22 protein-coding genes are annotated in these 16466 nt (G+C 68.2%); 18 read left to right on the top strand and 4 right to left on the bottom strand.

The features are described from left to right. Positions 1 to 103: 103 nt before the first annotated feature. Genes ACWEVN_RS09160 through ACWEVN_RS09210 form a run of 11 tightly spaced genes read left to right on the top strand, consistent with a single transcriptional unit; the run spans position 104 to position 9785 of the window. Positions 104 to 3667: a tape measure protein gene (locus tag ACWEVN_RS09160; protein ID WP_452050848.1), complete on the top strand. Its 3564-nt coding sequence runs from the start codon at positions 104 to 106 to the stop codon at positions 3665 to 3667. Positions 3668 to 3676: 9 nt separating this feature from the next. Next, positions 3677 to 4624, top strand: a complete 948-nt coding sequence (locus ACWEVN_RS09165) for a hypothetical protein (protein ID WP_452050849.1) — start codon at positions 3677 to 3679, stop codon at positions 4622 to 4624. A 32-nt stretch (positions 4625 to 4656) separates the two neighbouring features. Next, positions 4657 to 4989 carry a hypothetical protein gene (locus ACWEVN_RS09170; protein WP_452050850.1) on the top strand — a complete coding sequence of 111 codons (333 nt, stop codon included), beginning with the start codon at positions 4657 to 4659 and terminating at the stop codon, positions 4987 to 4989. Between the two features lie 3 nt (positions 4990 to 4992). Next, positions 4993 to 6192, top strand: coding sequence for a hypothetical protein (locus tag ACWEVN_RS09175; protein ID WP_452050851.1), 1200 nt, complete (start codon positions 4993 to 4995; stop codon positions 6190 to 6192). Further along, the gene (locus tag ACWEVN_RS09180) at positions 6192 to 7331 is read left to right on the top strand and encodes a hypothetical protein (RefSeq protein ID WP_452050852.1); all 1140 of its coding nucleotides are present in this window, start codon (positions 6192 to 6194) and stop codon (positions 7329 to 7331) included. Before ACWEVN_RS09175 ends, ACWEVN_RS09180 begins: the two co-directional genes overlap by 1 nt. Beyond that, positions 7331 to 7870, top strand: a complete 540-nt coding sequence (locus ACWEVN_RS09185; RefSeq protein WP_452050853.1) for a hypothetical protein — start codon at positions 7331 to 7333, stop codon at positions 7868 to 7870. Before ACWEVN_RS09180 ends, ACWEVN_RS09185 begins: the two co-directional genes overlap by 1 nt. 18 nt (positions 7871 to 7888) lie before the next feature. Next, positions 7889 to 8149, top strand: coding sequence for a hypothetical protein (locus ACWEVN_RS09190; protein WP_452050854.1), 261 nt, complete (start codon positions 7889 to 7891; stop codon positions 8147 to 8149). Next, complete coding sequence (locus tag ACWEVN_RS09195) at positions 8142 to 8657, top strand: hypothetical protein (protein WP_452050855.1); 516 nt, start codon at positions 8142 to 8144, stop codon at positions 8655 to 8657. The genes ACWEVN_RS09190 and ACWEVN_RS09195 overlap by 8 nt, the downstream gene beginning before the upstream one ends. A gap of 13 nt (positions 8658 to 8670) precedes the next feature. Continuing rightward, entirely contained in the window at positions 8671 to 8817 is a 147-nt protein-coding gene (locus tag ACWEVN_RS09200) for a hypothetical protein (RefSeq protein ID WP_452050856.1), read from the top strand. A gap of 27 nt (positions 8818 to 8844) precedes the next feature. Beyond that, positions 8845 to 9480 (top strand): peptidoglycan-binding domain-containing protein, encoded by a 636-nt coding sequence (locus ACWEVN_RS09205; protein ID WP_452050857.1) that lies wholly within the window; start codon positions 8845 to 8847, stop codon positions 9478 to 9480. Further along, positions 9480 to 9785 carry a hypothetical protein gene (locus tag ACWEVN_RS09210; RefSeq protein ID WP_452050858.1) on the top strand — a complete coding sequence of 102 codons (306 nt, stop codon included), beginning with the start codon at positions 9480 to 9482 and terminating at the stop codon, positions 9783 to 9785. The genes ACWEVN_RS09205 and ACWEVN_RS09210 overlap by 1 nt, the downstream gene beginning before the upstream one ends. A gap of 98 nt (positions 9786 to 9883) precedes the next feature. Here the strand turns inward: ACWEVN_RS09210 and ACWEVN_RS09215 are convergent, their stop codons facing one another. From ACWEVN_RS09215 to ACWEVN_RS09225, 3 genes are read right to left on the bottom strand one after another with little or no spacing between them, the layout of a single operon-like run. Beyond that, complete coding sequence (locus tag ACWEVN_RS09215) at positions 9884 to 10171, bottom strand: hypothetical protein (RefSeq protein WP_452050859.1); 288 nt, start codon at positions 10169 to 10171, stop codon at positions 9884 to 9886. Continuing rightward, positions 10168 to 10650 (bottom strand): Lsr2 dimerization domain-containing protein, encoded by a 483-nt coding sequence (locus tag ACWEVN_RS09220; RefSeq protein WP_452050860.1) that lies wholly within the window; start codon positions 10648 to 10650, stop codon positions 10168 to 10170. The genes ACWEVN_RS09215 and ACWEVN_RS09220 overlap by 4 nt, the downstream gene beginning before the upstream one ends. Before the next feature lie 11 nt (positions 10651 to 10661). Beyond that, a complete protein-coding gene (locus tag ACWEVN_RS09225; RefSeq protein ID WP_452050861.1) occupies positions 10662 to 11189 on the bottom strand; it encodes a hypothetical protein in 528 nt (175 codons plus the stop codon). A gap of 139 nt (positions 11190 to 11328) precedes the next feature. On the opposite strand from ACWEVN_RS09225, the gene cutA reads away from it, so the two are divergent. Beyond that, positions 11329 to 11652: a divalent-cation tolerance protein CutA gene (cutA, locus tag ACWEVN_RS09230; protein WP_452050862.1), complete on the top strand. Its 324-nt coding sequence runs from the start codon at positions 11329 to 11331 to the stop codon at positions 11650 to 11652. Here the strand turns inward: cutA and ACWEVN_RS09235 are convergent. Continuing rightward, positions 11649 to 12980: a hypothetical protein gene (locus ACWEVN_RS09235; RefSeq protein ID WP_452050863.1), complete on the bottom strand. Its 1332-nt coding sequence runs from the start codon at positions 12978 to 12980 to the stop codon at positions 11649 to 11651. The two genes, cutA and ACWEVN_RS09235, sit on opposite strands and share 4 nt — an antisense overlap. Positions 12981 to 13229: 249 nt before the next feature. On the opposite strand from ACWEVN_RS09235, the gene ACWEVN_RS09240 reads away from it, so the two are divergent. The 6 genes from ACWEVN_RS09240 to ACWEVN_RS09265 all read left to right on the top strand — a co-directional run bounded on the left by ACWEVN_RS09240 (position 13230) and on the right by ACWEVN_RS09265 (position 16423). Further along, positions 13230 to 13607: a hypothetical protein gene (locus tag ACWEVN_RS09240; protein WP_452050864.1), complete on the top strand. Its 378-nt coding sequence runs from the start codon at positions 13230 to 13232 to the stop codon at positions 13605 to 13607. A 97-nt stretch (positions 13608 to 13704) separates the two neighbouring features. Continuing rightward, entirely contained in the window at positions 13705 to 14097 is a 393-nt protein-coding gene (locus ACWEVN_RS09245; protein ID WP_452050865.1) for a hypothetical protein, read from the top strand. Positions 14098 to 14460: 363 nt separating this feature from the next. Continuing rightward, positions 14461 to 14646, top strand: coding sequence for a hypothetical protein (locus tag ACWEVN_RS09250; RefSeq protein ID WP_452050866.1), 186 nt, complete (start codon positions 14461 to 14463; stop codon positions 14644 to 14646). A gap of 87 nt (positions 14647 to 14733) precedes the next feature. Continuing rightward, positions 14734 to 14991, top strand: coding sequence for a hypothetical protein (locus ACWEVN_RS09255; RefSeq protein ID WP_452050867.1), 258 nt, complete (start codon positions 14734 to 14736; stop codon positions 14989 to 14991). Between the two features lie 194 nt (positions 14992 to 15185). Then, a complete protein-coding gene (locus ACWEVN_RS09260; RefSeq protein WP_452050868.1) occupies positions 15186 to 16046 on the top strand; it encodes a hypothetical protein in 861 nt (286 codons plus the stop codon). A 152-nt stretch (positions 16047 to 16198) separates the two neighbouring features. Next, complete coding sequence (locus tag ACWEVN_RS09265; RefSeq protein WP_452050869.1) at positions 16199 to 16423, top strand: DUF397 domain-containing protein; 225 nt, start codon at positions 16199 to 16201, stop codon at positions 16421 to 16423. Positions 16424 to 16466: the final 43 nt, after the last annotated feature.

A 16466-nucleotide genomic window follows, 5' to 3' on the forward strand; every position in this document is an offset into this window, starting at 1 on the left:
GCTGCGCGGGTTCGGCACCTCGGCGCAGACCCAGATCAGCTCGGCGCTGGCGGGCGTCGGCGGCCAGGCCGGGCAGCGGGTCGGGCGGCAGCTCGGCGGCGGAGTGGACACCGGCCTGTCCGGGACGCTCGGCCGGCTGCGGAGTCGCTTCGACGAGCTGGGCCGCTCCGGCTCGGACTCGATGTCCGCGCTCGCCCGGGGCACCGCGCCCGTGCTCGACCAGCTGGCGAAGGTCAGCCCGGTCCTGGGCCGGGTCCGCGACGGCTTCACCTCCAGCCAGACCGCCGCCTCGGCGTTCTCCGGCGCGGCCGGGACCGTCGGCGGGCAGCTGCGCACGGTCGCGGACGCGACCGGCCGTGTCGGTGCGGGCTTCGGCTCGATGGCCACGCTCAGCGAAGCCGCGATGAGCCGGACGGGTTCGGCGATCGGGCGTGGCCTGACCGCGCCGATCCGGGGCGCGAGCTCGATCCTGGCGGGCTACGGCATCACGGCCGGGACCGTGTTCACCGGGGCTGGCGTCGCCGCGGTGGGCCTTGGCGTGAAGTTCGCGGCCAGCCAGGAGCAGGCGCAGGTCGCGTTCACCACGATGCTCGGCAGCGCCCAGAAGGCGCAGCAGTTCGTGGCGCAGCTCCAGGACTTCGCAGCGAAGACCCCGTTCGACCTGCCCTCGGTGACGACCGGCGCGCAGCGGCTCATGGCGTTCGGGTTCGCGGCCAAGGACGTGCTGCCGACGCTGACCTCGATCGGCGACGCCGTGGCGGGCATGGGCGGCTCGGCGGAGCAGATCAATCAGGTCGTGCTCGCGATCGGGCAGATGTCGGCCAAGGGCAAGGTCCAGGGCGACGAGATCCTGCAGCTGACCGAGGCCGGCATCCCGGCCCTGCGCATCCTCGCGAACCAGTACGGCGTCACGACGGCCGCGATGCAGGACATGATCACCAAGGGGCTGGTGCCCAGCTCCGAGGCGATCCCCAAGCTGATGGCGGGCATCGAGCAGGGCACGCGCGGTGCGGCCGGGGAGACCCAGGCGTTCGCCGGGATGATGGCGAACCAGGCCACGACCCTGACCGGGATCTGGTCGAACTTCACCGACAACTTCAACCGGGCGATGGGCCAGCTCGTCGGCCCTGCCCTGCCGCTGATCAAGTCCGCGCTCGGCCAGCTGACGACCGGGCTCGGCGCGCTGCCGGACCTGATCACCCGCTTCCAGGACACGGCCCGCCCGGTCGGCGCGGTCGTGGGCGCGACGTTCCGCGACGTCGCCGCGTTCGTGACCGGCTCGGTGATCCCGGCGCTGCGCACCCTGTGGACGGCGGTCCAGCCCGTCGCGGTGATCGTCGGCGGCGCGTTGCTGGCCGCCCTGCGGGCCGCCGGCCAGCTGCTGCGCGAGGTCGTCGGCCCAGCGCTGGTCACGATCTCCGGCTGGCTGCGCCCGCTGATGCCGGTCATCGTCGGCGTCGCCGCTGCTTTCGTTGCCTGGTACGCCATCGCGGCGGCCGTGACGGCGGTGACCCAGGCGATCGCCCTGGTGCGCGGAGCCATCCTCGCCGTGCGGATCGCCTGGACGCTGCTGAGCCTGGCCTTCACCGCCTCGCCGCTCGGCTTGGTGATCGCGCTGGTCGCCGGGCTCGTCGCGGGGATCATCTACGCCTGGACGCACTTCGAGGGCTTCCGCGCCGTCGTGCTGGCCGTGTGGCGGGCGATCCAGACGGCCGCGGTGTGGGCGTGGGAGAACGCCCTCAAGCCCGCGTTCGACGGCATCGTGACCGCCGTGCGCGCTGTCGGCGCGTTCTTCGGCTGGCTCTGGCAGTCGGCGATCAGCCCGGCCCTGACGGGGATCGCCACCGCCGCGACCTGGCTGTGGGTCAACGTGCTGTCGCCGGTGTTCAGCTTCATCGGCCTGGCCGCGCGCGTGCTCGCCGCGATCATCGTCACCGTCGTCGTCACGCCGATCGTGCTGGCTTTCCGGCTCTTCGCCGCAGTCGCGACCTGGCTGTGGTCCAACGTCCTCTCGCCGATCTTCGGCTGGATCGGCGCAGCCGCGATGTGGTTGTGGACCAACATGATCCGCCCGGCGATCGACTTCGTCGTGGGCTACTACCGGATGTGGGCCGAGGTCGCGCTGTGGTTGTGGAACAACGCGCTCAAGCCCGCGATCGAGGGCATCGCGTGGCTGGCGATGTGGCTGTGGACCAACGCGATCAAGCCGACGGTCGACTTCATCGTCTGGGGCTTCCAGCAGATCGGCGCGGCCGCCAGCTGGCTGTGGCACAACCTGGTCGAGCCCGCCTGGCGCGGCATCGGCGCCGCCGTCCAGTTCGTCTACACGAACCTGCTGCTGCCCGCGTTCGAGGGCCTGAAGACCGGGCTAGGTGCCGTTGGCGACGCCTTCACCTGGGTCTACCAGCACTTGATCAAGCCCGCCTGGGACGCGGCAGGAACGGCCGTCCGCGTCGTCTACGACAACGTCATCCGCCCCGCGTTCGACGCCGCCAAGTCCGCCGTGCACTCGGTGGGCCAGGCGTTCTCCGAAGCCGTCGACTTCATCGAGCGGGTCTGGGGGCGGGTGAAGGCGGTCGCGGCCGTGCCGGTGAACTTCGTGATCAACGAGGTCTACAACCACGGCATCCGCGCGGTGTGGAACTGGATCGCGGACTTCCTCGGCCTGGGCAAGCTCGCCGAGGCCAAGCCGATTGCCTTTGCGGGCGGCGGCATCCTGCCCGGCTACGCCCCCGGCCGTGACGTCGTGCCCGCCCTGCTCTCGCCGGGTGAATCCGTGCTCACGCCGGAGGCGACGCGGCTCGTCGGCCCCGGGACCGTGCTGGCTCTCAATGCCGCCGCGTCCGGCCGGCCAGCGACCGTCGTCGGCGGAGGCGTCGCGCGCTTCGCGGGCGGCGGCGTCGTCGGCTCGCTGCTGTCCTTTGTGGATGGAATCGGCGAGAACGTCGTCGACCTGTTCACCGATCCGGTGGGCTGGATCAAGGGACACATCGGCTTCGGCGATTCCCCGTGGATCACCATGCTGGCCAAGGCACCGGCCAAGCTCATCGGCGACGCCGTGGACTGGCTGTGGGACAAGATCAACCCGTTCTCCACCAGTGGTGGCGGGGCGACGTCCGGCGGCAACCTCGACGCCTGGATCAACGCCGCGATGGCGTTCACCGGCGTGCCCGCGAGCTGGTCCGGCCCGCTGCACACGCTGATCATGCGCGAGTCCGGCGGAAACCCCCGAGCCCAAAACAACTGGGACAGCAATGCCAAGCGCGGCGACCCGAGCCGGGGCCTCATGCAGACCATCGGCGCGACGTTCAACGCCTACCGGGACCGGCGGCTGTCGGCGGACATCTTCGACCCGGTCGCGAACATCGTCGCGGGGATCAACTACATCAAGGCCCGGTACGGCTCGATCTTCAACGTGCAGCAGGCGGTCGGGTCGACCCCGCGCGGCTACGACGCCGGAGGCTGGCTCCCACCCGGACTGTCCACTGTGTACAACGGGACGGGCAAGCCGGAGGCGGTCTTCACGGCTGAGCAGTTCGACATGATCGGCCGCGCAGCGGAGCGGCCCACCCAGCCGCAGATCACCGTCTACGCCCGCACGGACGCCGACCCGGAGCACATCGCGCACTCAGTCGACCGGCACCTGGCCCTCGGCGCGCGGCTGTAGGAGGTGGCGATGCCTGAAGGCGCGCACGTCTGGACGCTCGACTGGCTGACGATGCAGCCCGACGGGGACGTGCGGGACTCGGCAGGTGTGCAGTGGATTTTGACGCAGGAGAAGGGGTTCTGGGGCTCGCCTGGCACCAACGCGGAGTTCTCCGCCCGGCTCGCCCGCCACGGTGCCTACCGGTCGCCGGGGTGGAAGCGCCAGCGCACCATCTCGTTGACCGGCCGCGCCTACGCCGAGGACTTCACCGTGTTGCGCCAGGCCGAGGCGAACCTCCTGGGCTTGCTGTCGGACCCGAGGACACCGCGGCCGCTAACGTGCCTGTCCGAACTCGGGGCGCTCACGTGCGACGTGTTCCTCGACGACGAGATCCTGTGCACGCCGCTGCCCGTGGTGAGCGAGCCGGGGTTCGAGTTCAGCCTTCAAGTCGTCGCGCCGGACCCGGCGAAGTACTCGATCGAGCGGCAGACGATGTCCTCGGGCCTGGCCCGTGATGCCGCAGACGGGCTCGACTTCAGCCAGGTGGTGCAGCCCGACGCCAACCAGGGGTTGTTCTTCGGCATGGGGGCCGATGACGACGGCCTGAGCTTCGGCACCTCGAACGCCACGGGCTTCATGCGCCTGACCAACCGGGGCAGTGCGCCGACGACGCCCGTCTACACCCTCTACGGCCCGCTCACCAGCCCGATGCTCACGGCCGGGTCCTCGACGATGCGCTACAACGCCACACTGGCGGCCGGGGAGTTCGTGGTCATCGACCCGAACGCCCCGAGCGTGCTGCTCGGCGGCACGGCCGTGCGCCGCCAGCTGCTCAACCCCGCCCAGTTCGGCGGCTTCGCCATCCCGCCGGCCAGCCGCACCGGCGGACCCGGCGTCCTGTCGGTCGGCCTCACCCACAGCGGCCCGGCCACCGACGCCGGATACGTCACGGCGGTCTTCCGCTCCGCGTGGTTCTGACCCGTTTCCCCTCTGTACAAAGGAGATTCAGCATGGGCGTGTACTCCGACGAGCCCGACCCGCCGGTCTACTACCAGTCCGTCGAGGCTACCGACTGCGTCCGGTACACCGACGTGAGCCAGGCGAAGTGGTTCATGGACCGGATCAACTACGCCTTCGGCGGCCAGGGTTCGACCAACGTCCGGTTCGCCGACGACGGCGTCACGATCCGCTGGTTCGGCTACTACTGGTTGCGCTTGGGTGACTGGCTCTACAAGGGCAACACCGCGATCAGCGACGAGGTGCTGCGCGCGTCCGGGCTGCGGCCCATCACCACGGAATGGCCCGCGCCCGCGCCGCCGAGCGACCCGGAGCCGGAGGCGTAGCCGATGGTGTCGCTTGGCGCATCGGCGGTCTCGGCGTTCGACCCGTGGGCGGTCCAGTCGCGGATCGGGCTCACCGACGCCCGGCTCGCGCTGGCGAGCATGCTCATGCCGCGCCCGAACCTGTCGGTCATCGACTACCGCAGCGGCGTCATGGCCTCCGGCGACACCGCCGGGGTCGGCGGCAGCTCGCACATGGCGATGCGGGTCAAGCCCGCCAGCTCGGGCCTTGCGGTCACGGTCGAGATGGGCAACGCCGTGATCAACACCCCGTCGATGGGCGCGTACATGTGCGCCCTCGATTCGGTGAAGTCGTTGAACCTGGCGGCGTCCAGCTCGACCACCAACCGTGTGGATCTGGTGATCGCGCGGGTGTACGACGACCTCAACCCGGCCATCGCCTCGGCGTCGGGTGTGCGGAAGTTCGTCGTCGAGGTCTGGCAGGGCGACCCGGCGACGGGCACGCCGAGCATCCCGGTCCCGACGCCCGCAGCCGGGTGGACGCCGCTCGCGGCCGTCACCGTCGCCAAGGGCGCGACCGCGCTCACCGCGGCCGACATCCGGGACCTGCGCGGCCCCGGGCTGACCGCGCGCGGCGGCCTGCGCGCGCTCTACGGCGAGGACGCCCGCACGACCTCGCCCGCGTTCCTGGAGCCAGGTGCCTATCCCGGCGATCAGCGCTGGGTGCAGGCCCCCGGCTTCCAGCACCAGGTGTGGTACGGCGGCGGCTCCGACGCCTCGAACTCCGGCTGGCGCGGGGTCTACAACTGCATTCGCTACTACGCCGCCGCGCCGCGGGGCGACTACATCTTCACGTCCGGTTTCGGCGCGGCCCGGGAGATCTGCCGGGTCAACATCGCCGACCCGGGCGTGCCGTACTTCGTCTACCCGACCGGCCGCGCCTTACTGACCCTGTCGGCGAACTCCGCGGCGGACCTGCGCATCAATATGGGCTCGCTCAACGGCACCGACATCAACTGGACGCGGTTCTCCTCCTACGGCACGAACGGCGACAAGGTGTTCGTCCCCAACGTCGCGCCGATGCACTACGGCCCGCTGACCGGCCCGCAGACGATCGTGCTGAGCGCGGGTATGCGCGACAGCGCCAGCCAGTATTCCGGTTTCGGGTTCCGGGGTGACGACGTGAACCAGAACGTGCTCAGCGCGCTGGTGTACCCCTCGACCGTGCAGCCGCCGCCGGTCTGATGAGTCCTGAGTGGCGGGTGATGGTCGCGGAGACGACAACCGGCACGCTGCTCGCCGACGTGACGCCGCGCGACTTGCCGTCGTTCTCGCGCAAGCTCACCGACCGGGGCCAGTGGACGGTCACCGTCGTGCCGGACGACGCGGCGAACGCGAGCCTGGACTTCCACGCGCTGACCGACGCCGGGCGGTTCACTTGGGTCATCCTGTGCGGCTCGGTGGTCGCGCAGGCCGGGCCGACGTTCAGCTACTCCTACGATGAGGGTTCCCGGGCGCTGTCGGTGTCGGGCACCGGGCTGGCCGGCCTGTTCGACCGGCGGGTGCTGCGCAGCTCCGGGACGTACACGTCCATCGCGAACCCCAGCGAAGACGTGACGATCTCCAACCGCAGCCTCCGGGGGATCGCGCGGGAGATCGTGGCCACCAACCTCGCGCAGACCGGCTACAACCTGCCGATCGACCTGCCCGCCCCGGAGAGCGGCACGAACACCAGGACCTACTACGGCTACGACCTGGCGACGGTCTGGGGGCGCCTGCAAGATCTCTCCGGCGTGATCGGCGGCCCGGAGCTGGACTTCTGGCCCTACCTCGTGCCGGGCGAGAACAAGCTGCGCTGGCAGTTGCTGATCGGCAACCCGCTGCTGGGCGACCAGCAGTCGACGGCCGTCTGGGACTACACCGGCGCGCTCTCGGCCATCGACGTGGACGTCAACGGCTCGGCCTCACCCGCCACGCGCGTGTGGGTGAAGGGCTCCGGCACCGAGCGCAGCCTGCTCACCGGCTACGCCGAGGACCCGACCCTGATCGGTCTCGGGTTCCCGCCGACCGACTACGTCGACGGAGACCACACGTCGGTCACCGAGCGCAACACCCTGCAGGGCTACGCCGCCGCGGACCTCGCGGCGTTCCGGACACCGACCGAGACGTGGAAGTGCTCTATCCGGATCGACGGAGCGACCGGCGCGGGCATCGAGGTCTCGCCCGCGCTCGGCGGCTGGAGCCTGGGAGACGCCCCGATCTTCGGCGTGAGCGGTCACCCCTGGATTCCCGACGGCCAGTACCGACGGCGAATCCTCGCCTACAGCAGTAAGGACGAAGCCTCGGTGCAGCTCGACCTCCAGCCGACTCCGGCGGCGCTGTAATGCCGCAGCCACCCGGCAGCGGCACGCTGGCCGACCAGATCCGCGCGCTGGAGAACCGGATCGACGAGCTGAGCCGCGCGAAGCCGGCGCCCTCGGCCTGCGTCGTGCGGCTTCTCGGCGACGCGAGCCTGCCCGCCGGAGCCGACACGTTCGCCCAGACCGGCTGGGGCGCCACCTACGACCCGCTGTCCCAGTTCGTCGGCGGCGCGACGGGCAACCCGTCCTACATTCTCGTGGCCCGAGCCGGGTACTACCGCGTCCACTTCCACAGCGCCACCACCGGAGCGAACGCGGTCGCCGGGGCGAAGGTCACGGCCAACAACGCCAGCAGCGTCGGCAACTCCCTGGCGACCGACAGCGGACAGATCCCCCAGCAGGGTTCTGACGGGGCCGTGCTCGATGCGCTGCGCTCACGGGTTTATCTCGACGTCGGTGACAAGATCTACTGGTCGAACTGGTGCGCCGCGACCGCGACGCTGAAGGCGTCGCTGTTCGGTGTCCCGACCGAGATCACGCTCCAGTACGTGGGTTCCCAGTGACGGCGGGGGGACGCTGACGTGCTACCCCGGCCGCTGGTCACCGCGCTGACGATCCTGATCACCATCGCCTGGGCGGGCAACGTCGTCGTCGGCTTCGTCTCGCCCGAACGGCACGACCCCACCATCAACGCCATCTTCGCGGTCGTCGTCGGAGCCGTCTACGCCCTGGGTCATCGCAGCACGGCCAAGGTCAAGAAGGCCCGCCGACGGCTGGCCGAGCTGATCGCCGGAGACGCCGAGGAAGCCAAGCCCGACGAAGAGGACAGCCCCGATGAGTGAGCTGTGGACCTACGCCACGGAATCGGCCGGGTGGGCGGTACTCGGGTTCGTCGTCGGCTACCTCGTCGGCCGCGCCGCCCGCGACGTCCACCGAGTCGCCACCGCCATCACCACGGAGGACACCGTGCCCGAGCCACAGCCAGCCACGCCCCGCCGGCGCGTCCCGACCGGGCAGTTCGTCCTCGGCGTCGTCGTGGTCCTGCTCGGCGTCATCACCGTGGTGCAGGGCATCGTCACCAGCAACACCACGCGCCGGATCACCGAGTGCCAGTCCGCGTACAGCAACGGGTTCGCCGACGCCCTCGACGCCCGCTCCAGCGCGGCAGCCGACGCGCAGAACGCGCTCGACGAGCTGATGAAGACGCTGAGCGGCTACCTCGCCGACTCGCCAGTCCCGCCGGACAAGGTCCGCGCCGCCATCGGGGACTACCTCGCCAAGCGCGCGAAGTCGGAGACCGAGCGGCAGCAGCACCCCTACCCGCCACCCCCGCGTGACCTGTGCAAATGAAGGAGAGGAACGGATGACCGAACCAGGATCGCCCACCGACGAGCCGACGGCCGCCACCGCCGCCGAGGAGTCCCACGAGACCATCGCCCACTTCGTCGGCGACGAAGCCGACGCGCCCGCCGACACCGGGCGTCCGGCCGACAAGGACGGTGACGCCTGATTGGCATGGCGTCTGGCTCTTGCGCTGATGGACCTGCGCACCGAGATCAACACCCGATGGCCGAACCGGGACAAGACCAGCGACGGCACGATCGGCGACGCCGCCCACGCCACCCGCGTCAGCGACCACAACCCCTGGGTCAAGGACGCCACCGGCACCGGGGTCGTCCGCGCGCTCGACACCGACGTGGACGGCATCGACGCGGCCTGGCTCGCCGAGTACCTGCGCCAGCGCGGCCAAGGCGGCGACCGCCGACTCACAGGCGGTGGGTACGTCATCTACAACCGGCGGATCACCAACAACGACTTCTCCGGCTGGCACGCCTACACCGGCTCGAACCCGCACACCAAGCACATTCACGTGTCCTTCTCGCTCACCCACTACGACGACCGCGGCTCGTGGGGCATCGTGGGCGGTGGGGGAGCAACCCCGGCTCCGCCGACGTCTGGCCGGCCGACGCTGAAGGAAGGCTCCACCGGGCAGGCCGTGCGTGACCTCCAAGCGTTTCTCAACCGGGCGTACCCCGCGTACTCGAAGCTCGCCGTCGACGGCGCGTTCGGACCTAAGACCACGGCCGTGGTGAAGGAGTTCCAGCGCCGATCCGGCCTCGCGGTCGACGGGATCGTGGGCGCGCAGACCTGGGCGAAGCTGGGGTTCCGCTGATGACCAACCCCAACACCCGGCCACGACCGATTCTCGAGGCGATCCGTGGCGGGGCGTGGAAGACGCTCCTCGGCACGCTCATCGCGGCGGCCGTCTCGTTCGGCCTGCTCAACAGCGAGCAGGCGACGCTGCTCGACAACATCGTGGCCGCGCTCGCCACGCTGATCACGCTGGTGACTTCGTTCGTCGCGCAGCTGCACGTGCTCGGCCGGGCCGAACCGCAGGTGACGCCCGTGGCTGACCCGCGCGACGACACCGGCCTCCCGCTCGTCTCGGCGGTGGCTCCGCCACCTACCGAGTCGTAGCTCCTCGAATCACGGGGAACCGGAAGCCAGCCGGCCAGCCGATCCGACGAAAAGGCCCCCGTCTCTCCTCGCGGAGAGGCGGGGGTCCTTTCGTCGTTTCAGCTGGCGCTGACCAGCGGCGAGGGCAGGAAGTGCACCGTCACCCCCTTGCCGATCAGGCTGTCGAGCACGTCGCGAGCAGCCTTGACGGACAGCACGAGCAGCATGACGGTGTCACCGTCCTGCACGCGCTCCAGCAGAGCCCGCCATCCTGGCGAGAGTCTCTTCCCCTGGCCCACGTCGGTGATTACGTGCGTACACCCGTACCAACGCAGCCACCACCCCAGCTCCTCCAGCACTCCAGCCGGGGTCTTCGGCGGAACTTTCGCGTAGCCATAGATCGTCATTCCAACCCCACGGCGGCCGGGCCTACCGGCAAGCCCTGGGCGATCCGGTGCTGCTCATAGGCGTCGAACACCTCCTGCGACACCCGAAAGCCCAGCTCGAACCCGTTCGCTTCGCCCCACTCGCGCGCCATGTCGCGATAGCGCTTCTTCGCGGCCTCGATCTTGCTCGGACCGTTGCGGATGCTCCGGTACCAGTGCGGATTGAACGACTCAGCGTTCGGCGTTCGGGTCCGCACGGAGGCAGCTGCCGAGACCGCGCGTGCCGCGCGCTTCGCCCGCCTGCGGCCCACCACCTTCTGCTTGCCCAGCGACCGAGCGACGGCGAGAAACGGCTGAATGGCCTCGCGGAAGGCTGCCGCGTTCTCGCTGGTCAGGTCGCTGCGAAGCGCTTCGTCCTCGAAGACCCACAAGATCGTCTCGTCTGCGGGCTGCTCACCGTCGAAGTCGTCCACAACGAGGGTTTGCGTGATTTCTGCCATCGAGCTTCCCCCTACGCGACCAGCGCGGCTGGCGACTTGCCGCTCCTGCGGGTTGCGATTTTTCGCACTGGCCCTCGCGTCTTACCGGCGTCCAATGCCTGCTGAGCGAGGAACCGGCGGACAACCGTCCGAGGAATTTCGAGTCCAGGCTGGAGATATCCGTCCGCGTAGTCGTACTCGCGCAGGGCAACCCGTTCCAACGTAGCCCGGTCGAAGGTGTCCACTCCACGCGAGAGGCATCGTGAACACTGCAAACGCTCGGTCAGGCAGCCGACGTGCACGCCCTCCTCTTGCACGATGTACCCGTCATGCAGGGGGTCCCAGTCGTGTCCCCTTGCACGACATTTCAGGAACTCGGGCGGCGCACCCTTCAGGTAGTCCAAAACGTCGCGATCGAGCCCCTTCAAGTAGCTGGCAGTCATCCCCAGCTTCGCCTCCCCTTGCGAAAATGTGTCATCTACTGGCACGACAGTGCACGCGTGATAAGGCTTTCGCAACAGATCCGGGCGAACAGGACCACCGATTGGATCATCGTTCACCCGTTTGTCGTAGTGCTCTTGCTGCAAACGAGTGGTATCGGACGAGTGTTGATGTGCAAACCGTCCTGTCGCACCACGGAGGTGTTACGGGGTAGGAGGCCAGATGGGGTGTCGCATGCGAAGTCGGTAGCCTGGCGCCATGTCGTCTGAACACGTGATCGTGACGTCAACTGTCGATTCCGAGGAGAAGGCCCGCGACCTGGCGGCGAAGACGATCGATGCGAAGCTCGGTGCTTGCGCGCAGATTGTCGGACCGATCACCAGCGTGTACCGCTGGGAGGGTGCGGTTCAGACCGACCAGGAGTGGCGCGTGGAGATCAAAACGACCGCGGACCGCGTCGCGGCCTTGACCGAGAAGATCAAGGCACTGCACTCGTACGACCTGCCCGAGGTCGTCGCGACGCCGATCGAAGGCGGCAGCGTCGAGTACCTGAACTGGCTGGTCGAGGAGACGCGGAGCTAGCTTGCCGACCCAGCGACGAGTCGTTCGGTCAGCTGCTGCCGCGTCTGGCCGGCAGACCCGCCTCGCGTCGGCAGCAGCTCGACGACCTCCCATAGCCGGTCGATCGCGAGGGTCGCTTCGGTTCGCGTAGCCAGCGGCGCCGCCTCGGAGGTCAGGGCATCCACGCGGTCGTAGTCACCACCTCGTGCGGCCGACGTAGCGAGGTCGGCTAGCACTAACGCGCGCACCTTGTTCTCGGTCGGCGCGAGCGAGTCGAGCAGCGTGGCGGCCAGCTGGTCGGTCTCGCGGTGGTGAAGCCGGCCGTAAGTCGACACGGCCAGGCTCCCCAGCCGGTTCGCCGTGAAGAATGACGTCCACGGCCGAGCGCCCCCCATGGAGGCGTAGTCGAAGACCACGACGGCTTGGTCAAGCGACCGCAGTGCGGACGGTGCGTTCCCGACGGCCGCCTCCTCCTCGGCGAGCTTGGCCAAGATCCATGCCTGCGTCGCCGCGTCCGATCCGCGGACCTGCTGGCTGGCGTCAGCCAGCATCCGGACCGCCCCTCGCGCGTCGCCCGAGCTGCTGAGTAGGTAGCTCCAGTAACCCAGGATGCAGGCCACGAGCGGCTGATCGCCTGCCTCCCGAGCCGTGCGGAGTGCGTTCTCGTAGACCTTAACGGCCTGGTCGGGGCGTGCAAGATCGAATAACGTCCATCCGGCGAGCGCGGCGGTCTCACCAGCAGCAGAGATCAGCCGCCGTCGAAGCGAGTCGTCGGTCGTCGTGTCGATCATTCTGCGCAGCCCCTGATGGTGGCTCCGCAGTTCTGCGGCGAGCGCTCGTGCAGGTTGGGTTTCCTCGGAGCGGAAGAACTCCCGCGTCTTCTGCTCGGCCATCGCGACCGTGGACGAGTCGGCACGGCGTTCACCGGCCATTGTGTCGGAGAGACGCTTCCACGGGGGATCGTTGAGGAGGCCGGAGGTCGTCACGATCGCGGCCCCGGTGAGCTTCAGCATGTCACGGCGGTGCACATCATCGAGGTTAGCTGCATCTGACGAAGTGTCCGAATAATCCGGCAAGTGGCTGGGCGCGAACCACCACAAGTCGACCGGCATACGAATTGTGGCGGCCCATCGCCGCAGCTTGCGCAGATCCGACGGCGGGGATGTGACCTTGCGCTCCAGCAGGCTGACGTTCGCCTGCGTCATCTCCAGCCAGTGGCTGATCTTGATCTGGGAGACCTGCGGGACGTGCGCCAGGCGGTACGCGCGCAGGACCTGCCCGAAGTGCTGGCTTTCCAACGCCGCGCGCAGGGCAGGGTGCTGCCAGAAGTCCTCGGCGTGCTCGGGCACGCCCAGAGCTTCGATCTCACGTTGGCAAGCCCGGCACACCACGGAGCCCGACCCGGGCTCCGTGGCGCCCTCGCAGCGCTGGCAGTGGCGTAGCACCATCATCACGTCGACTCCCCAATAAGACGTAGCGGGAGTGTAGCCGCGCAACCACGCCTCGTGCAGGAGCTACAAGTCGTACTTGTAACCGCAGGTAGAGGGCCATAAGCCCGGGATGTTGTTCCTCGGCCGGTCACGGATGAAGCTCGGATCATGGAAACCGCTCAGGGGACATCGGACCGCGCCGGAGTCGTGCGCGGGGTCAGCGACGAAGAGCTGCCGCCGGGCCTGACGCACCCATACCGCAGCCGCGTCCGTACAGCCGCCTTCATCTCCGGCTACACCTTCACATGGACGCTCGGCGAGGAGTGGATCGCTGTGCAACGCGGTCGTGTCGCGAACGCGGACAAACGAGTGCTGGTCTTCAGCGACCCGTGGCCACAGGTTCCGATGCAGACGGGCCGCCGGCCGGTGATTGCCGTCGTGAAGGCGCCTGAAGGCAACTGGTGGAACGCCCCCAATGTCCTCGCGGAAAAGCTTGCCGCGACGGCTTGCTCCTGGCTTGCGGCGCAGACCGAAACTCGCCAGTAGACGACCGGGGCCTGGACGGCAGCGGTCCCGGGGCCGCGGACTTGTTTCCCCTCCGGGACCGCTGTGCACGAAACGAGTGGAGCTGAGCATGGGACCGATGACCAACGAGGAACGCCCGCACGTCGAAGCGTTGGCGCTGGCAGTCAGTAGCAAGTTCAAGGACGTGTCGCCGCCGAATTCCGAGATCATGCTCCTCCTGCGTCAGCGACTGAGCGTGGTTGAGGAAATTCAGGTCACCCACATGACGAGCGCAATGGCTGCTCGCTGGAGGGCCGTCGACTACTACGACGAAAAGAACGTCGCCGACCCGCTCTGGTACGAGAGTGGCACGGTCGCCGACGTCATCACAGCGTTGCTGGACCTGCCGGACGACGGCGAGCCGGGCGCACCGACCCGGGCTCTGGTGGCACCCAGCGATCTCATCCCGGTGGTGGCCAAACCGAAACTGTGGCCCGGCCGCAGCCCGCGGTTGCCATCCCTGAGCTGGTGAACGGCAGAGGCGGCTATGGCACGGATCATGCTTGGCCGGGCGTACTCCATGCGGACGTACTCCATCGGATGGTCCCCTATCGAATCCGGTGGTTGCGAACCCGCAAACAGACCTACGCGTTCTCTGCCTGCGGCACCCTCTGTGTGCTCGGGCCTGCGCCGGAAGGAGCAGAATTCTGCTCAGATCCCCAGTGTTGGCCGTCACCGACGCCGCGAGTGACTCCCGCGCCCCCCGTTCACCCAGCGGCGCTCTCTCCGCTGCCAAAACGCGTGCCACAGCCGGTGCCACCACAACAAGCCGACGCAGCCAACCCGGATTCCCCTTGGTTCAAGTTGGCGGAGTCGACACAAGAAACGGAACCGAATGCAAGACCAGGAGCTACTGACCGAAGTGGACGGCATAAGGAAGCGCCTGAAACACCTCTCGATCGACCTCCTGGTCGCGGCAGAGTCCTATGCCCCAGTAATTCGGGCTCTCGCGGGTGATCTGAGAAAGCTTGAAGAACACCTCATCGAACGAGCAGAAGCGCTGGAAAACTCCGGCAGATGATTGCCCGCGAGCATCGCCATACCTATTGAACGCCCGTTTCTCTCCAGGAAGCGATCGTCAATGTTTGACACGCCGACAATCGGTAACGTGATCACCGCCTGCCAGCAGGACTACGGACTGCCGGAAGACGCAGACTGGACGATGAGCACACCTCCCCTGAAAAGCTGCGGCTTATTCCTTCCGCCCAAGCATCCGAGCCCGCGAGCAGCATGGGAGGTCATCGAGTGGTATGCACGCGGCCTGAACCTCATCCGGGCAGGCGCCAAGGTCGGCGTTACCAGCAACACTGCAATGGACTGGATGAAGCGCATCGGGGCGCCACGACGGAAGGCGTCCAACCGTTGACTGCGCCGGAACCACGCGGATTCGGCCACTTTTGGGTCTTGTTCGGCTTTCTCGTCTTCGTCGGCGCGGCGGCATGGGCTGGTTGGCAGGCAGGGGGCCAGCTCGTCGCGGGCATCCTGTGACAGGAACGACGGAGCCCGGCAAATACACAGCAGGGAGACATCGCCATTTTCACCTTCGCCACCGCCAACCTTATGAACTTCGACGGCAAGAACCCTCGCGAAGCTGCTCGGTATGGAGAGTTGACCACTCTGCTGCGCAACCAGAAGCCGGACGTTCTCGCGGTTCAGGAGCTGGTCTCGTCCGACCGAGACAAGAACGTCGACGGCCCAGCGACCAGGCGCAACGAGGCATCGCGAGCACTTGTCAGTTTGGCGACCGCGCTCGGGATGGTGTGCGACACGGACTTCGTTGCCGCTACGGCAATAAGCCTCACCCGGCACCACACTGGACTGTTGTGGCGACCGGGGATCGACGTCGTCCCGAACAGTCTGATGCGGTACGACAGCCACATCTACGGCAACTCTCACGGTTTGGTGGCCGCCGTATTCAACGTTGGAGGCAAGAGGGTGCGCATCGGGTCGGCGCATCTCAGCCATTGCGACCCTGGCATGTCCGGCGGCTGGAAAGACGCCGGGGTGGTAATGCGAGCGTTCAACCGTGGCGACGGCATTCCTGGCATCGTCGGCGGTGATTGGCAGGGGATCGGAGCCGATGTGGCCTACGATCCGGACCCCTACGAGGGCAAGGAGTGGGACCAGTCGCACTCGTACCATTACGACCGGGACGGAAACGTCGACCGGGATGCCGCTATTCGGCTTGAGCGCCACGGCCGGTTCCGTGACTGCGCACGCGTACTCCGGAAACCCTGGCAGGCCACCACCGGGCACCACAATACGGACTCCAATCAGCCGCGCCGGATTGACCGGATCTACGTGAGCTACGACTTCCCCGAGGCAGCCCTGGCCGGGTTCCGCCGCGTCGATCCGGAAGTCGTCGACCAGTGCACCGACCATTGCCCCGTTCTCGCCGAAATCGACGAAAGCAAGCTGTGAACACACGTTGAAGCATTAAGGGAGGCCACCCCGCCGATGACAGCAACGGCGCCAAGGCGAGCGACTGACCGGCGGCGAAGGGTTCCGTGTGCGTCACGAGCGCACGCGGGCGCAAAGAAAGTAGTTGTATCCGCTGCACCGAAGGAGATGACATGCAGGACCTGTACGAGCTGAAGATCGACCAGGCCAGCTGGACGACCTACTGCGGCACCAACAACCCCGAGGGGGACGGCTGCGTGGAGACGGCCCCGGCCGGCGAAGGCGTGGTGCTGCTGCGCGACTCCAAGCGCCCCGGCGCCGGGGAGCTGCGGTTCACGCACGACGAGATCGCCGAGTTCGTCACGGGCTACGCCCGTGAGCACAACATCACCCTGTAGGACGCACAGAAACGCCCTGCCCCCGTCGCCGATTGGCAGCGGG

Source organism: Amycolatopsis sp. NPDC003861, from assembly GCF_053605405.1.

Excerpts from the sequence above, each read along its gene's own strand:
- ACWEVN_RS09180 (WP_452050852.1), top strand. The coding sequence starts at position 6,192 with ATGAGTCCTGAGTGGCGGGTGATGGTCGCGGAGACGACAACCGGCACG.
- ACWEVN_RS09205 (WP_452050857.1), top strand. The coding sequence starts at position 8,845 with ATGGACCTGCGCACCGAGATCAACACCCGATGGCCGAACCGGGACAAG.
- ACWEVN_RS09215 (WP_452050859.1), bottom strand. The coding sequence starts at position 10,171 with ATGACGATCTATGGCTACGCGAAAGTTCCGCCGAAGACCCCGGCTGGA.
- ACWEVN_RS09185 (WP_452050853.1), top strand. The coding sequence starts at position 7,331 with ATGCCGCAGCCACCCGGCAGCGGCACGCTGGCCGACCAGATCCGCGCG.
- cutA (WP_452050862.1), top strand. The coding sequence starts at position 11,329 with ATGTCGTCTGAACACGTGATCGTGACGTCAACTGTCGATTCCGAGGAG.
- ACWEVN_RS09220 (WP_452050860.1), bottom strand. The coding sequence starts at position 10,650 with ATGGCAGAAATCACGCAAACCCTCGTTGTGGACGACTTCGACGGTGAG.
- ACWEVN_RS09195 (WP_452050855.1), top strand. The coding sequence starts at position 8,142 with ATGAGTGAGCTGTGGACCTACGCCACGGAATCGGCCGGGTGGGCGGTA.
- ACWEVN_RS09165 (WP_452050849.1), top strand. The coding sequence starts at position 3,677 with ATGCCTGAAGGCGCGCACGTCTGGACGCTCGACTGGCTGACGATGCAG.
- ACWEVN_RS09175 (WP_452050851.1), top strand. The coding sequence starts at position 4,993 with ATGGTGTCGCTTGGCGCATCGGCGGTCTCGGCGTTCGACCCGTGGGCG.
- ACWEVN_RS09245 (WP_452050865.1), top strand. The coding sequence starts at position 13,705 with ATGACCAACGAGGAACGCCCGCACGTCGAAGCGTTGGCGCTGGCAGTC.
- ACWEVN_RS09260 (WP_452050868.1), top strand. The coding sequence starts at position 15,186 with ATGAACTTCGACGGCAAGAACCCTCGCGAAGCTGCTCGGTATGGAGAG.
- ACWEVN_RS09210 (WP_452050858.1), top strand. The coding sequence starts at position 9,480 with ATGACCAACCCCAACACCCGGCCACGACCGATTCTCGAGGCGATCCGT.
- ACWEVN_RS09240 (WP_452050864.1), top strand. The coding sequence starts at position 13,230 with ATGGAAACCGCTCAGGGGACATCGGACCGCGCCGGAGTCGTGCGCGGG.
- ACWEVN_RS09200 (WP_452050856.1), top strand. The coding sequence starts at position 8,671 with ATGACCGAACCAGGATCGCCCACCGACGAGCCGACGGCCGCCACCGCC.
- ACWEVN_RS09250 (WP_452050866.1), top strand. The coding sequence starts at position 14,461 with ATGCAAGACCAGGAGCTACTGACCGAAGTGGACGGCATAAGGAAGCGC.
- ACWEVN_RS09170 (WP_452050850.1), top strand. The coding sequence starts at position 4,657 with ATGGGCGTGTACTCCGACGAGCCCGACCCGCCGGTCTACTACCAGTCC.
- ACWEVN_RS09265 (WP_452050869.1), top strand. The coding sequence starts at position 16,199 with ATGCAGGACCTGTACGAGCTGAAGATCGACCAGGCCAGCTGGACGACC.